The sequence below is a fragment of the Streptomyces sp. NBC_00775 genome (genome assembly GCF_036347135.1).
Classification (GTDB): domain Bacteria; phylum Actinomycetota; class Actinomycetes; order Streptomycetales; family Streptomycetaceae; genus Streptomyces; species Streptomyces lutosisoli.
In genome coordinates this window covers 5,324,017-5,339,005 of sequence record NZ_CP108938.1, presented here as the reverse complement: position 1 = coordinate 5,339,005, position 14,989 = coordinate 5,324,017, and the positions used below count along the sequence as shown (strand labels likewise).

Genomic DNA, 14,989 nt, shown 5'->3' with positions numbered 1-14,989 from the left:
GCTCTCGGCCGCGTTTCTCATGCCCTCGGGGCGACGACCAGGCTGGGGCAGTGCGCCCGCATCGACTCGGTGACGTTCTCCGGCCGGCCACGCAGATCCGACAGCATGATCGTCGGCAGGACCAGCGGGTTTGGTTGACCGGTCGTCAGGTGAGTGGTGCGGCGGGGTACGACGGTGACCCAGGGGTGGCCCGGCGCGCTCGGCCGCACCCCCGCGACGTCCGCCCAGGAGATGAAGCCGAAACGGGTGTAGGTCACGCCCTCGTCCGAGAGCACCAGTGGTGGACGGCGCCATGCGAGCAGCCGTCGGACGACGGGGAAGAGTCCGGCGAAGATTCCCAGAATCAACCCGCTGGCAGCACTGCCCGGAAGCCATCCCATCCCCGGAACTGTCTCCCGCACCAGAACCACGACGAAAGCCGGTGCGAGGACGAGCGCGAGAACCAGCAGCAGTCCGAGCCACTGCCACAACACCCGTGACGCCGGCCAGCGATAGTTCGTCACCGACCCGTTGCCCGTCGGCGGAGACAGGAGTGGAGCGGGCCTCGGCGAGGGCGGCATCAGGCCCGCGTCCTCGGCCGGAGTGACGGGAGCGGTGGCTTCGAAGGTGACCACCAGGTCACCGCGGCTGCCTTCCGGCGTCGGCGCGCCACGCCGCGGGATCCGCAGGACGGTCCCGTACTCGCTGCCGATCGGCACGCGCACCCCGACCCAGTCATCGAGCAGCCGAAGGGAGATCGTGTTGCCCGATGCCCGTTCGGGGTGGCTGATCGCCAACGTGGTCAGGAGATCGTCACCGGAGCGCGCCAGGTCGGGGTCGGTGTTGACGTGCACGGTCACCAGGAGGTCGCCGGGCGGCCCGCCACCGGCTCCCGCCCATCCTTCCTCCGGCACCCGGACGATCTCGCCGTCGAGGACGCCGGGGTGCAGGCGGGTGCTCACGGAGCGATGTCCCTGGGCCTCACCCGTGCCATGGCAGGTGGTGCACTCCTCGTCGTCGATCTTTCCGACACCCTCGCACGCGTCGCACCGTACGGGCAGGCGCAGCGAGACCACCGCGCCGACCAGCGCATCGCGGAGCGCGACGACGGCCTCGGCGCGGATGTCACGGCCTCGCTCGCCCGCGGCCAGGTTGCGGGCGAAGTAGAAACTGCTGGCCTGGTCGCTGGTGCGGCATCCCGGTTCGGGTTTGCGGTCGCGCACCAAATCGCCCGCGACGGTGTCGAAAATCGCGCCGAGCCGCAGCCCCTCGCCCTGTCCGGGTATGCCGCGTTCAACGACGTCGACCAGGTACTTGGTGAAATAGGTCTCCGGCTTCTCGAACTCCTCCGCGGACTGGAACCAGGCGGTGGAGAATTCACCGCTCGCCATCATCAAGAAGGATCCGGGTTTGGGAGGCAACGACCCGGTGCCTGACAGGACACCTTCGCGTTGCCCCGCCAGCCCGGCGAAACAGCAGTCCAAGATGGCTATTTTGGTGGCCGCCCTGCTGACCCTGAACGCATGACGCACGTGGTCGAAGGTCAGGCTGGTAGTCGTACGGAAAGCGGCCTTCTGGCTCGACTCGCCCAGGGCGAGGCACAGTTTGTCGTCGAGGTCGTACTGACCATGGCCGACGTAGTAGAAGAGCGCGACGTCCGCCACATCGGCAAAGTTCTCCACCAGCGTGTGCGGCAGATCCCCGACGGACCGTTCGTTGCGCACCGGGAGCAGCCGTTCCTCGGGCCATCCGCACAGTGGTCCGGTCAGTAGCCCCTGCAGTCGGTCCAGGCTGTGCTCCGCGGCCGGTACGGCGGCCAGATCGGTGTAGTCCCAGGTGCCGATCAGAACCGCTCGGGAACGGGAGAAGTCGCCGTCGAGCGCATCAGCCATGCAACGCCTCGTCGATGAGGCGAAGTGCGTCATCGGCGTTGGCGGCGGTGATGACGAATTCCCGGTCGTTCGTCTTGACCGTCACGGACACGTCGGTGCGACGGGACCGGATGAATTCGGGAAGAGTCCGGATCGCGACCACCAGTACGCCGCCGCTCGCCGCCGTCACTTGGAGAAAGTCCCAGATGCCCAGTTCTCCGGGACCCGGGGCGCCTGAGTGCTGTTCGACGTCGATGTGTCCATTTCTGCGGAGATGTTCACGCAGTGACCTGATTTCGGCCTGTTCCGACACTGATATCGCGACTGTGACCATGGCGAGTCCCCCGGCTTCCGGCAGTCAATCAACGAGGGCGCGCAGCGGACTGGTAACTGGCCGAAGATCGCGCCAACATGACTCTCGATCAGTTTGCCACGGTCGGCTCGCCTTGCGTTGGTGAAGCCGTCGAACCGGCACCCCAGGAAACGCAGGAGACTCAGGAGGCACCGCCATGGCGTCGGCGTCCGGCACGATCGTGATCTCCCGAGTCCCGGAGGCGGCCTTCATGGCCATGGCGTTCAAGGTGAGGATCGACGGTGTCGTCGCGGGCAAGGTCCGAATCAGCTCCACGGTCGAGTTCCCTGTCACCCCTGGCATGCATCGGCTCCAGGTCACCATCGGCTTCTACGCCAGCATCCCCGTGACGATCGACGTCCAGCCCGGCGGGCGGTACGAGCTGACGACCGGCACCGGCGCCTACCTCGATTCCTTCTTCCGGCCGAAGCGCTATCTCGTCGTCGCCGGGTGAGCTGCGGAGGCTCCGCACCGGATGTGTGACGCGGCGGCAGACGCCGATCGGATGTCTAACGTCTCTACGTCTTGGATGAGTTGAAAGAGTCGGCAACCTTTCCCCGCCCCGCGACCACTGATGAGTCAGAAGCCCCGTTCGCCAGGGCTTCACACGCAACGCACGTGTTCCACAACCACGTAAGGACTCATCCGTGGCATCCCCCTCGCACCGCCGGTCCCTCCGCACCCGCCGCACCGTCCTGGTCTGCGCCGCCGCCGTCGCGGCCACCGGGCTCGGCGCTGTCGCCTTTGTGATGAACGCGAACGCCGGTGCCGTCGATCTGGCCCATCAGGCGCTGCCCGCCAAGGACGGCTGGGCGGCCTCCGGTTCCGGGACGACCGGTGGCTCGCAGGCCGACTCGGCGCATGTCTTCACCGTCAGCACCCGGGCGCAGCTGGTGAAGGCGCTGGGCTCCAGCAGCAACACGGCCGCGAAGATCATTCAGATCAAGGGCACGATCGACGCCAACACGGACGACTCGGGGAAGAAGCTGAGCTGCGCCGACTACTCCTCGGGTACCGGGTACTCGCTGGACGCCTACCTCAAGGCGTACGACCCGTCGACGTACGGCCGTTCCAAGCTGCCCTCGGGTACGCAGGAGACCGCCCGCGCCGCCGCGCAGGCCAAGCAGGCGAAGAGCGTGGTCTTCAAGGTGCCGGCCAACACCACCATCGTGGGCGTGCCGGGCACCAAGGCCGGGATCACCGGCGGCAGCCTCCAGGTGAAGGACGTGGACAACGTCATCATCCGCAACCTCACCTTCGCCGCCACCGAGGACTGCTTCCCGCAGTGGGACCCGACCGACGGTGACACCGGCAACTGGAACTCCGCGTACGACGCCGTCACGCTGCGCACGGCCACCCATGTGTGGGCCGACCACAACACGTTCACCGACGCGCCGGACTTCGACAGCGCCAACAAGAAGTACTACGGCCGCGAGTACCAGATCCACGACGGTGACCTCGACATCACCAAGGGCTCGGACCTGGTGACCGTCGAGCGGAATCAGTTCACCAACCATGACAAGACGATGCTGATCGGCAGCAGTGACACCGACAGCACCGGCAAGCTGCATGTGTCCATCCACCACAACGTGTGGAAGGGGATCGTGCAGCGCGCTCCGCTGGCCCGTATCGGCCAGGTCCACATCTACAACAACTACTTCGACACCACGACCGTCAACGGCTACGCGCCTCTCTACACGATCAACTCGCGCGCCAAGGCCCAGGTCGTCGCCGAGGACAACTACTGGAAGGTCCCGGCCAGCGGGAAGGTCGCCAAGCTGCTGAGTGGTGACGGCACCGGCTCGGTCGCCGGCAGCGGCAACCTCGTCAACGGGACCGCGACCGACCTCGTCGCCGCGTACAACGCCGCTAGCTCGAAGAAGCTGAAGACCACGGTGAACTGGACGCCGAGCCTCACGGCCGGGCTCCAGACGTCCGCCAAGAACCTCCCGACGGAGCTGGCGACCACGACCGGTGCCGGGGTTCTTACCAAGTAGGCCGAGTAAGCGCCCAGTAAGCCCAGTAGGCCCACCTTTCCAGGTGGGCCTACTTCCGAGTGGTGCCCCGCATGGTCACGGCGTGTCGGCCCCGGGGTCGAGCTCACGGGGGTTGTCGTTGGGCGGGAGTACGCGGTCGGCCAGCATCTCGGGGGGCGGTTCGATGCCCAGGGCCCGCAGCGCGCTCGCGGAGTTGAGGCGGTCCTTGAGGTCCGTGTTCTCGACCCGGTCGATGAAGTCGCTCGCCCGTTCGAGCATGTGGTCCTCCTCGATCTGCGCGTCGAGCATGACGGCCCGCTCCTTGAGGTGGTCCCGTGCCCGGTTGGCGTGGACCGCCAGTGCGCCACCGCCCGCCGTGATGAGGACGCCTGTCAGGCCCGTCACGAGAGGCATGTAGCTGAGGTCGGGGTTGCCCGCGTGGACCAGTGCCAGGACGGCGGCCGCCAGGATGACGGCCGCGCCCCCGGCCATGAAATACACGCTGAGGCGGAACGTGGTCTCGGACTGGTGCAGGGCCTGCCGGAAGGAGTCGAAGAACAGTCGTTGCCGCTGAGAGGCGAGGCTCTCGGCCGCGTTGCCCGGGCCGGCCTGCGGTGAGTTGGTGTGGATCGTGGCGTTGTCGCCGGTCACCACCACCTGGACATCGCGGCCGATTGCCACCGACTGATCCCCGGTCGCCGTGATCTCACCCGCGCCGGCCACCCCTCCGGCCCGGGCGGCCCGAGCTTCCGCAAAAGGTAGAAGTCTTCTCCAGCGCATGGTGGTTCCCCCCGGGTCACATGCGGATGCATCAGCCTCTCAGCGTAGCCCTGGGGCCCGGGAACTGTGTGTTACCGGGCCCCAGTTGAGTACGGCCATGCCCAACTAGACCGTCAGGAAAGGGACTTGTAGCTCCCCCAGCCCGAAGCGATCTGCGTTCGGCTGCCGAAGGAACCGGTGCCGGTGCCCTTGTTGCGCCACACGTTGCCCGAGCTGTCGCGCGAGACCAGGTCCGCCTTGCCGTCGCCGGTCAGGTCGCCCACGCCGACGACCGTGTTGTACGAGCCGCCCCAGTTGCTGAAGAGCTTCACGCGGGCCTTGAAGGTGCCGGAGCCCGTGCCGGTGTAGCGGTACAGGTTGTTGGACTTGTCCTGGGCGAGCAGGTCGCCGATGCCGTCGCCGTTCAGGTCGCCGACGCCGACGATCTTCTTGTAGCCGGACCAGTCGGAGTACAGCTTCACGCGCGCCGAGAGCGTGCCGGAGCTGGTGCCCTTGTAGAGGTAGACGGCACCCGTGGAGGAGTTGCGGGCGATCAGGTCCGCGCGGCCGTCGCCCGTCACGTCGCCGGGCGAGGTGAGGACGTTGTACGCCGACCAGCCCGTACCCAGCTTCGTGTACGACGTCGAGGGGGTCAGCGGCTTCCCGCACGCCGGCTTGTAGCCGCGCAGCGAACCGTCCGTCATCCGCACGAGCACGTCGTTGCAGCGGTCGCCGTTCAGGTCGCCGAAAGGCACCGCCTTCACGGTCGGTTCCCAGCCGCTGCCGCTGGTCTTCCCCAGATAGGTGCCCGTCGCGGGCTTGCCGAGCTGGTAGGTCAACGTGCCGGTGGAGTTCATCGTCAGCAGGTCGCCGTTGCCGTCGGGGGTCCCGTCGCTGCCGCCGAAGTCACGGGCGACGGCCGCGCCGCCGGTGACGGTGAGCGTGCCCGAGTCGAGCTGGACGGCGGTGCCGCCCTCCTCGGCGGTGGCGGAGAGCTTCCAGCGGAGGGTGCCGTTGGAGGCGTAACCGCCGGATGTCGTACGGCCGTTCCAGGCGGGGGCGACCGTGCGGTCGGCCGGCGTGCCCGTCAGCGTACGGACGACTTTGCCCGCCGCGTCCGTGAGCGTCAGGCTCCAGGAGACGGCCGGGCGGTTGAGCTTCCAGGTGGGGGCCCAGGCGGTGCTGGAGGAGGTGGTGCCCTTCAGGGCGGCCGTGGTGGGGATGGTCGAGCTGGTGAGGCCCAGGGCGGGCCAGGCGGTGAGGCCGCCGTACGTCTTCCAGCGGTCGGCCGTGCCGTCGTTGTCCGTGTCGGTGAACGCGGACCATACGGCGGTGGCCGTGTCGTCGGCTCCGGCGGCGACCTGGGCGTACACATCGCCCTTGGTGGTGGTGTCGAGCGGCTCGGCCGTGCTCCAGGTGTCGTCGACGCGGGTGGCGGTGTACGGCTTGCCGCTCTCGCTCCACACGGCGCGCACGGTGCCGTCCGGGGCGATCGAGGCGTCGGCGGGCAGGTCGGACACTGACCCCGTCGTGCCCGACAGCGCCTGTCTGGCCGACCAGGTGCCGTCGGTGCGGGTCGCGGTGAACGTGCCGGGCGAGTACATCGACCGCCAGGCGGTCCATACGAGGGTGACGTCGCCGTCAGGTTCGACGAGCGGCTCCGGGGTGCCCACGCCGCCCTCGGCGACGCCCGCCAGCTCGGGGGTGCTCCACTCGGTGGTGCCGCCGGGGTGCTCGGCGTAGTACAGCTTGGTGCCGCCCTTGTTGTACACGAGCTTGAGCGAACCGTCGTCGGCCGCGGCGAGCTGGGCCGCGTCGCCGTCGGCGAAGTCGGTGGACGCGGTCCACTCCGTGCTGCCGGGAGCCCTGGTGTACGTACGGACCGAGGCGCCGGCCTTGTACTGGGAGAAGGCGACGGTGGTGACGCCGGCCGTGTCGACCGCGACGGACGGCGCGTAGACGGCCTCGGCCGCGTCCGCCGAGCGGGTGCTGACCTGGGACGGGGCGGACCAGGTGCCGTCGGCCGCGCGGACGGCCGCGCTGATCTCCACGTCGTCCGCGCTGCCCCCCATACGCCCGGTCCACACCGCGGTGACCGAACCGTCCGGGCCCTCGGCCAGGTCGATCTCGTGCAGGTAGCCGGCCTGGTCGGCGGCCGAGACGACCTCGACCGGCTCCCGCCACGAGCCCTGGTCGGCGTCGTAGACGGCGCTGACGAGCCGGTTCGCCGCCGTCGAGGTGCCGTCCACGGCCTCGGTCCACAGTGCGGTGACGTTGCCGTCCGCGGTGGTCAGCAGCTTGGCCTCGGCGGCCTTGGTCGGTGTGGCGGCGAGCTCGTGCGGTGCGCCGAAGGTGACGCCGCTGCCGGGCTTGCGTACGGCGGCGTACAGCTTCCGGGCCGTCGTGTTCTGGAGGTCCCCCTGGTTCCAGATCGTGACGGCGGTGCCGTCACCGGCGATGGCGACGTCCTGCGTCTTCGTGTCGTCGGTCGTGCTGGTGACTTCGTTCCCGCCCTGCCAGGGCTTGAGATCGGATGCGGATGCGGATGCGGCTGCCGTCCCCGCCGCGACCAGCGGCAGGGCACCTCCCCCGGTGACGGCGAGCGCTACGACGGCGACGGCCGTGGCCAGCCGGCCACGGCCCAGGGCGTTACGGCCCACGTGAGTTCCCCTCCCCATGGGGGGAGTTGCTCCCCCCGAACAAGTGAGCGGATGTTATCAGTGGGTTTTGGCCAGGATGTTTCGGCCGCTCAGGTGTCGTACGTGCCGTCCCACGGCTCGCCGAAGCCGAGCCGGTCCGGGTACAGCTCCGCCCAGGCCTCGCCCTCGTCCTCACCGGTCAGCAGCCCGAACAGCACGCCGTCGACCGTGAGTTGGAAGGGGCGGATCGCGATGTCCGTGTAGGAGCGGCGAGGCAGGCTGCGCAGCAGCTTCGCCAGGTGGACGCGGGCGCGGGAGAGGACCGAGTCGTCGCCGTGCGGGTCGCGCTGCTGTTCCGCCCAGGTGCCCGCACACCAGACCTCCGAGTCGCGGTAGCGGCCCTCGGCGTCGAAGGTGTGGAGCACCGTGTAGAGGCGTTTGTGCTCTTCCCAGCCGTCGTCGGGACGGAAGCCTTCGGGGAAGGCGTACGTGATCGACGCCAGGAACTGACCGTCCGCGTACCGGCCGATGGTCTCGGTGCGGTGCCTCGGCTCGTAGGCGATCGGAATGACGTGAGGGACTGCCATGGCGGAAACCATACGGGTGAGTGGGGACATGCCAGAAGTGGGGGCGCCCCTGAGCGATGGTCAGGCGACGGCCAGGGGACGGTCGGGAAAGGGGCCCGGCACCATACGGTGCCGGGCCCCTTCACAAGAACTGCCGTGGAACTGCCGTGGAACTACTCCGGGGCGCCGCCGAAGCGCTCCTTGTACGCCTCCAGGTCCTCGTCCGTGATCTTGGCGAAGAGGACCGGGGGGACCGTGAACGGGGTGCCCGCGGGGACGGAGGACAGGGCCTTCGCCTCGTCCGCCGAGACCCACGCAGCCGTGTCCTCCGGCAGCGCGAACGCCTCGCGCATCGCGCGGGAGGACGCGGGGATGAAGGGCTCGGAGACCACCGAGTAGAGGTGGATCAGGTTCATCGCCGTGCGGAGGGTCAGCGCCGCGCCCTCGGGGTTGGTCTTGATCTCCAGCCAGGGGGCCTTCTCCTCCAGGTAGGAGTTGCCCGCCGACCACAGGGCGCGCAGCGCGGCCGCGGCCTTGCGGAACTGAAGGGCCTCCATCTGGGTCTCGTACTCGGCGAGCAGGCCCGCGATCTCCTCGCCCAGCTTCGCCTCGGCCTCGCCGGCCTCGGCGCCCGCCGGAACCTCTTCGCCGAAGCGCTTCTTGGAGAAGGACAGGACACGGTTGACGAAGTTGCCGAGGGTGTCGGCGAGGTCCTTGTTCACCGTGGCCGTGAAGTGCTCCCAGGTGAAGGACGAGTCGTCCGACTCGGGAGCGTTGGCGATCAGGAAGTAGCGCCAGTAGTCGGCGGGCAGGATGTCCAGCGCGTGGTCGGTGAAGACACCGCGCTTCTGGGACGTGGAGAACTTCCCGCCGTAGTACGTCAGCCAGTTGAAGGCCTTGACGTAGTCGACCTTCTTCCAGGGCTCGCGCACGCCGAGCTCGGTGGCCGGGAACATCACCGTGTGGAACGGGACGTTGTCCTTGGCCATGAACTCCGTGTAGCGGACCGGGTTCTCGCCGGAGTCCGCGTCGTACCACCAGGACTTCCAGTCGCGGTTCTCCGGGTCGAGGTCCGACCACTCCTTCGTCGCGCCGATGTACTCGATCGGGGCGTCGAACCAGACGTAGAAGACCTTGCCCTCGGCGGCCAGCTCCGGCCAGGTGTCGGCCGGGACCGGGACGCCCCAGTCCAGGTCACGGGTGATGGCGCGGTCGTGCAGGCCCTCGGTCAGCCACTTGCGGGCGATGGACGAGGCCAGCTGCGGCCACTCGTGCTCGTGGCGCGCCACCCACTCCGAGACCTCGCTCTGGAGCTTCGACTGGAGCAGGAAGAGGTGCTTGGTCTCGCGGACCTCCAGGTCCGTCGAGCCGGAGATCGCCGAACGCGGGTTGATCAGGTCGGTCGGGTCCAGGACGCGCGTGCAGTTCTCGCACTGGTCGCCGCGCGCCTTGTCGTAGCCGCAGTGCGGGCAGGTGCCCTCCACATAGCGGTCCGGGAGGAAGCGGCCGTCCGTCGGCGAGTACACCTGGCGGATCGCGCGCTCCTCGATGAAGCCGTTCTCGTTCAGGCGGCGCGCGAAGTGCTGGGTGATCTCGCGGTTCTGCGGGCTGGAGCTGCGGCCGAAGTAGTCGAAGGACAGCTCGAAGCCGTCGTAGACCGCCTTCTGCGCGTCGTGCGCCTGCGCGCAGAACTCGTCGACGGGCAGACCTTGCTCCTTCGCCGCCAGCTCCGCCGGGGTGCCGTGCTCGTCCGTCGCGCAGATGTACAGGACGTCGTGGCCGCGCTGGCGGAGGTACCGGGAGTACACGTCCGCCGGGAGCATGGACCCCACCATGTTGCCCAGGTGCTTGATCCCGTTGATGTACGGAAGGGCGCTGGTGATGAGGTGTCGAGCCATTGCGGGCTGCTCCCAAGTCGCTACGTGGGGTGACGATCGTCGGAATTCCGGTCGGCGGGTCGTCGTCTGTGAACCTTGAAATCGTAGCCGACATGGGCAGGCCGCCCGCTTCCCGTTTTAAGGGGTGGGAAGCGGGCGGCCTCTGGTGGTTCTTGCTGGGTCTACGGGGTCTTACGGGCGCCAGTTCTCCAGTACGCCCTCGTAGACCTCGGCGTCCGTCAGCTCGCGCGGGGTCGGGCCCGCGTGGAAGAAGGCCGTGTTCCCGGTCTTCAGCTTGCGGAGGTAGTCGAAGGCCTTGTTGTCCTGCTCGCCGAAGGCGACGAAGGAGAAGAAGACGGTGGGGTGGTCCTTCGCCGCGTCCGTGAGGGACTGGGTGGCGGGGGTCTTGGCGTCGGGGGCGCCGTCCGTCTGGAAGATCACCAGCGCCGGGTCCGTGGTGCCGGACTTCTGGTGCTGGGCGAGGACTTCTTCGACCGCTGCGTGGTAGCTCGTACGGCCCATGCGGCCGAGGGAGGCGTGCAGTTCGTCGATCTTGTTCTCGTACTCGGGGAGGGTGAGCTCGCCGGTGCCGTCCAGTTCGGTGGAGAAGAAGACGACCTGGACGCCGGCCTCGGGGTCGAGGTGGGCGGCGAGGGCGAGGGCCTGCTCGCCGAGGGCCTGGGCGGAGCCGTCCTTGTAGTACGGACGCATCGAGGCGGAGCGGTCCAGGACGAGGTAGACCTTGGCACGGGTGCCGGTGAGGTCCCTCTTCTTGAGGGCCGTTCCCGCTTCCTTGTAGGCGGTGACCAGGCTCGGGGCGCGGGTCTTGAGGCGGGTGAGGGGGACGGCGGGCTTGCCCGGCGCCTCGGCCTCGGCTTCAGCCTCGGCCTCGGCTTCGCCTTCGGCCGGCTCTTCTTCCCCGCCCGCACCACCCGTGACGCTCTCGTCGTCGACTGCGGGTGGCCCCTGTGGGGCCGGATCGCCGTCGGCGGCCACCGGCTCGTCCGCCTGTGCCGCGACCGGGGTGGGTTCCTCGGCGACGACGGGCTCCGGCTCGGGCTCCACGACGGGCTCGACCTCGGCGACCGGCTCGGGCTCGACCACCGGCTCGGGCTCGACCTCTGCGACTGGCTCGACCTCGACCACGGGCTCGGCCTCGACCACGGGCTCCGGCTCGGGCTCCACCACGGGTTCGGCCACGGCGACCGGCTCGGGCTCGACCACCGGCTCGGGCTCCACCTCAGCCACCGGTTCCGGCTCGGGCTCCACCTCAGCCACGGGCTCCGGCTCGGGCTCCACCTCAGCCACAGGCTCGGGCTCCGGTTCCGGCGTCACGGTCTCCGCCGGAGGCGTCGGCTTCGGGACCGTCACGTTGTCGAACGCCGCCGACACCAGCTCGTCCACGACGGACGGCTTGGGCTCGGTCTTGGGCTCGGGCTCGGTCGACGGGGCCGGAATCTTCGGCTCGGCCACGGCCACGGCCGCGGCCTCCGGTGCGGGGGCCGGTTCCGGCTCCGTTGCCGGGGCCGGAACGGTCGGAACCGTCGGAGTCGAAGCCTCCCGCGAGGTCTCCCCGTCGGTGTCACGACCCTTGCGTGAGCGGCCGAACGCATTCCGCAAGACGGTGAGAATGCCCATGTGCGCAACCCTTCGCGTGAGTTGATCCCGTCAATCCCTGGCCAGGACGGACACGTAAGGTTAACGGCCGCAGATGGTGATCTTGGGCAGGGGCGGATACCGAAAAGGCGACGGTGTCAACACCCCGACAGCGTCCGCAGGTTCACCCTCTTCGTCTTCACCCGCCTCGCCGGTGGCAAGGCCGGCGCCACCAAGACGGACCGGCCCGAGGGTGGCCGTGTGGCGCGCGGACGGCTGCGACATCGGGATCCAGCGGCGTGACAACCGCCCTCAGTGCGGTGAGGCGATCGCCCGTGCCGCCGCGACCTCCTGCCGCAGAGGTTCGAGCACGGAGCCCGAGGGCCCGGTGAGATCCGTACGGACGGTGAAGAGCACGTCGGTCTCGCGCAGGCCCTCGGACAGCTCCCGGAGCTGGCGGACGACATGGGCGACCTCGGCGGTGGACGGCTTGGGCGAGCCCTGTTTGACGCGGACGCCGGCCGCGGTCGTGGCGTCGACGATCCGCTCGACGGCGACGACGAGCGGCCACCAGGCGGCGGCGCGGCGGCCGATGGGCGGCGGTTCGGTCAGGGCCCGCTGGAACTCCGTACGGATCTGGGAGAGGTCGCGGAAGAGACGGCGCCGTCTGCGGGCACGGGCGGCGGGATCGGCGCCGCTGCGGAACGCGTACTCGACATAGCCGGCCGTGTCGGCGACGGCGTCCGCGAGCCGGTCGCCGACACGGGTGTGCCAGCTCTCCGGCCACAGCAGGTACCCGGCGACGAGCGCGATCGCGCACCCCATGAGGGAGTCGGCCAGGCGGGGCACGAGGAGCCCGGTGCCCTGGTGGTTGAGGAGGTCGGAGAGGAGGAGGATCACCGGGGTGATGGCGGCGGTCTGGTAGCCGTAGCCGCGCGGGGTCAGCACCGGGATGAGCGGGGCCAGGACGAACAGGGCGAGCACGTCCCACCAGCCGTTCGGTACGAAGGTGAGCACCGCGGCCGCGACGACGAGCCCGGCGACCGTGCCCAGCGCGCGCATCAGCGCCCGGGAGAAGACGGACCCGAAGTCGGGCTTCATCACGAAGGTGATGGTGAGGGCGACCCAGTAGGAGCGCGGCACCGAGATGGTCGAGACCAGCACCTGGGCGAGGCCGATGCACAGGGCGAGGCGCAGGCCGTAGCGCCAGGAGCCGGCGGACAGCAGGACGTTGCGGGCGGCGCGCGAGGCGCGGATCCGGAGGGCGGCCGGGCGGCCGAGGCGGTCTTCGAGGGCGTGCGGGTCCGGAGCCCGGTCCGTTACGACGGCGGCGGCGTGCCGCAGCGCGTGGTCGACGGCGCGCGCGGTCTCGTTGAGGGGGGTGGGGAGCTGGAGCCCTATGGGTCCGGTGTAGCCGGTCTCCACCGCGTCGGCGAGATGGCGTACGGCGGCGGGCACCTCGGCGGGCAGCGGCTTGCCGTACTGGTGGGCGGCGGGGGCGGCCTCGACGACGGGTGTGACGGCGTTCAGCTGGGCGAGCAGCCGGACGAGGTCGGGGCTGCGGCCGTGGTGGAAGGCGCGCCGGGCGAGCACGACGTCGTACGACTGGTTGAGGGACTGGGTGACGGCGACGCGCAGGTCGACGTACGCGTCGGTTCCGGCGGCGGCGAGCAGGTCCGCGGCCGTCCGGTAGGTGCTCGCGACGGTGGCGCGCTCCGGCACACCCGACCGCAGCGGCCAGGCGAGCAGTGCGAGGGCCAGGACGAGGAGCCCGCCGCCGGACATCAGCAGGGGCGCCATCCACCACTGCCCCGGCAGCGGAATCCCGGCGCCGATCACACAGTTGAGGAGCAGCAGCAGTCCGGATACGGAGGCCACGGCGCCGATCGTCGAGATCATCCCGGAGACCAGCGCGACCCCGGTGACGGCGGCGACGGCGACCCAGCCGTGCCCGAACACGAGCGAGCCGATGGTGACGCCGATCGCGCCGAAGAGCTGGGGCACCGCGATGTTGAGGATCCGCAGGCGATAGGCGTCCGCGGTGTCGCCGATGACCCCGGACAGGGCGCCCATGGAGGCGAGGGCGCCGTAGGCCGGCTGTCCGGCGGCGAGGCCGATGGCGAGCGGAAGTGCCATGGCGACGGCGGCGCGGGCGGCGGCGGCCCAGTTGACGGACGCCTGCTCCGGCCGGAGGTTCCTGACCAGCCAGTCGGGAGGGGTGAGGCCGATGGGGAACTCGCGGGACATGCCCCAAGTATGGCCGTCCCGTGCGGCCGTCCCCGGTTCATCCCCCGGCTGATCCCCCGGCTCATCCGTGCTGGTGAAGCGTGAGATCGACGCTCACTCGTGCCGGTGGAGCGTGACATCGACGACGAGGGCGCGATGGTCGGTGCCGGTGATGCGGAGGAACGTCGCCCTGTTCGCCGAGAAGTCCTCGGAGACCAGGACGTGGTCGATCTGCGCGCCGAGCGTCGGCGTGGTCCGTGCGGGCCAGCTCGGGGTGCGCGCGTCCCCGGTGAGACGGGCGCCGTCGCGCAGGCCGGTGTCGAGGATGTGGCGGAACGCGGCGTGGTCCTGGGAGGCGTTGAAGTCTCCGGCGAGGATGGTGGGGCCCTCGCTCGCCGCCGCGTAGTCGCGCAGCCCCCCGAGCTCGCGCCGCCAGACACCGAGCTGGCCGGGGAGCGGGGGCATGGGGTGCGCGAGCTGGAGCCGTACGTCGTGCCCGTCCACGTCGGCGACGGCTCCGGGCATGCCCATGGTGCCGCGCACACCGTCGGCCCCCGTCAACGGGAACCGGCTCATGATGACGGACCCGTCGGACCCGGCCCCCTCGACGGCCTCGCGGTACGGATAGACACCTCGGCTCCCGCCGAAGGCGTCCTCCAGCGCCCGCGAACACCCGTACTCGCACTCCTCCACGAACAGGATGTCCGGCTTCTGCCGCCGCACGGCCGGGATCAGCGCGTCGGTGCCGCGCCCGAACTCCACGTTGGAGGTCATGACCCGCAGCTCGGCGAGCGGAGTGCCGCCGGGCTCGCTGGTCTTGCCGTAGGGCTCGATGAACCAGGCGACGCACCCCAGCAGCAGCACCCCCCACACCATCCCGACCCGCCATCGCGCGAGCAGCGCCAGCAGCAGCCCGAGCCCGGTGGGCGCGAGCAGCCACGGCAGGAACGCCAGCAACTGCGGCACGGGCGTGATCCCGTCGCTGTCGGCCGCCCGGCATCCGACGACCACACTCACCCCGGCGAACAGCAGCCCAGCGGCCCAGGCCCCGACCGTCCGGCCGGCCCGCCGCCGCGCACCGGCCGGTTCCCCGGCACTCGTCCACTCAGCCGCCGCAGTGTCCAAGTCCCGGCCTTCCGCTCGTCCGC

General features: G+C 69.9%; 11 protein-coding genes. 2 read left to right on the top strand and 9 right to left on the bottom strand.

What is annotated here, in order from left to right; translation table 11 throughout:
* Positions 1 to 17: 17 nt before the first annotated feature.
* Together OIC96_RS23770 and OIC96_RS23765 are read right to left on the bottom strand one after the other, a co-directional pair.
* Positions 18 to 1,871: a caspase, EACC1-associated type gene (locus tag OIC96_RS23770; protein WP_330305887.1), complete on the bottom strand. Its 1,854-nt coding sequence runs from the start codon at positions 1,869 to 1,871 to the stop codon at positions 18 to 20.
* On the bottom strand, positions 1,864 to 2,184 hold the full coding sequence (locus tag OIC96_RS23765; protein WP_330305888.1) for an effector-associated constant component EACC1: 321 nt from the start codon (positions 2,182 to 2,184) through the stop codon (positions 1,864 to 1,866). The genes OIC96_RS23770 and OIC96_RS23765 overlap by 8 nt, the downstream gene beginning before the upstream one ends.
* 175 nt (positions 2,185 to 2,359) lie before the next feature.
* Here OIC96_RS23765 and OIC96_RS23760 point away from each other — a divergent pair, with 175 nt between their 5' ends.
* A complete protein-coding gene (locus tag OIC96_RS23760; RefSeq protein ID WP_330305889.1) occupies positions 2,360 to 2,656 on the top strand; it encodes a hypothetical protein in 297 nt (98 codons plus the stop codon).
* 193 nt (positions 2,657 to 2,849) lie between these two features.
* The gene (locus tag OIC96_RS23755; RefSeq protein WP_330305890.1) at positions 2,850 to 4,199 is read left to right on the top strand and encodes a pectate lyase family protein; all 1,350 of its coding nucleotides are present in this window, start codon (positions 2,850 to 2,852) and stop codon (positions 4,197 to 4,199) included.
* Between the two features lie 75 nt (positions 4,200 to 4,274).
* On the opposite strand, the gene OIC96_RS23750 is transcribed toward OIC96_RS23755, so the two are convergent.
* From OIC96_RS23750 to OIC96_RS23720, 7 genes are all read right to left on the bottom strand, one after another.
* A complete protein-coding gene (locus OIC96_RS23750; RefSeq protein ID WP_330305891.1) occupies positions 4,275 to 4,859 on the bottom strand; it encodes a TRADD-N-associated membrane domain-containing protein in 585 nt (194 codons plus the stop codon).
* 212 nt (positions 4,860 to 5,071) lie between these two features.
* A complete protein-coding gene (locus OIC96_RS23745; protein ID WP_330305892.1) occupies positions 5,072 to 7,597 on the bottom strand; it encodes an FG-GAP-like repeat-containing protein in 2,526 nt (841 codons plus the stop codon).
* Between the two features lie 89 nt (positions 7,598 to 7,686).
* Complete coding sequence (locus OIC96_RS23740; protein WP_330305893.1) at positions 7,687 to 8,163, bottom strand: hypothetical protein; 477 nt, start codon at positions 8,161 to 8,163, stop codon at positions 7,687 to 7,689.
* Between the two features lie 152 nt (positions 8,164 to 8,315).
* Positions 8,316 to 10,040: a methionine--tRNA ligase gene (gene metG, locus OIC96_RS23735; RefSeq protein WP_330305894.1), complete on the bottom strand. Its 1,725-nt coding sequence runs from the start codon at positions 10,038 to 10,040 to the stop codon at positions 8,316 to 8,318.
* Positions 10,041 to 10,211: 171 nt separating this feature from the next.
* Complete coding sequence (locus OIC96_RS23730) at positions 10,212 to 11,657, bottom strand: VWA domain-containing protein (protein WP_330305895.1); 1,446 nt, start codon at positions 11,655 to 11,657, stop codon at positions 10,212 to 10,214.
* A 270-nt stretch (positions 11,658 to 11,927) separates the two neighbouring features.
* Positions 11,928 to 13,862 carry an FUSC family protein gene (locus tag OIC96_RS23725; RefSeq protein ID WP_330305896.1) on the bottom strand — a complete coding sequence of 645 codons (1,935 nt, stop codon included), beginning with the start codon at positions 13,860 to 13,862 and terminating at the stop codon, positions 11,928 to 11,930.
* Positions 13,863 to 13,955: 93 nt separating this feature from the next.
* Positions 13,956 to 14,966 carry an endonuclease/exonuclease/phosphatase family protein gene (locus OIC96_RS23720; RefSeq protein ID WP_330305897.1) on the bottom strand — a complete coding sequence of 337 codons (1,011 nt, stop codon included), beginning with the start codon at positions 14,964 to 14,966 and terminating at the stop codon, positions 13,956 to 13,958.
* Between the last annotated feature and the right edge of the window lie 23 nt (positions 14,967 to 14,989).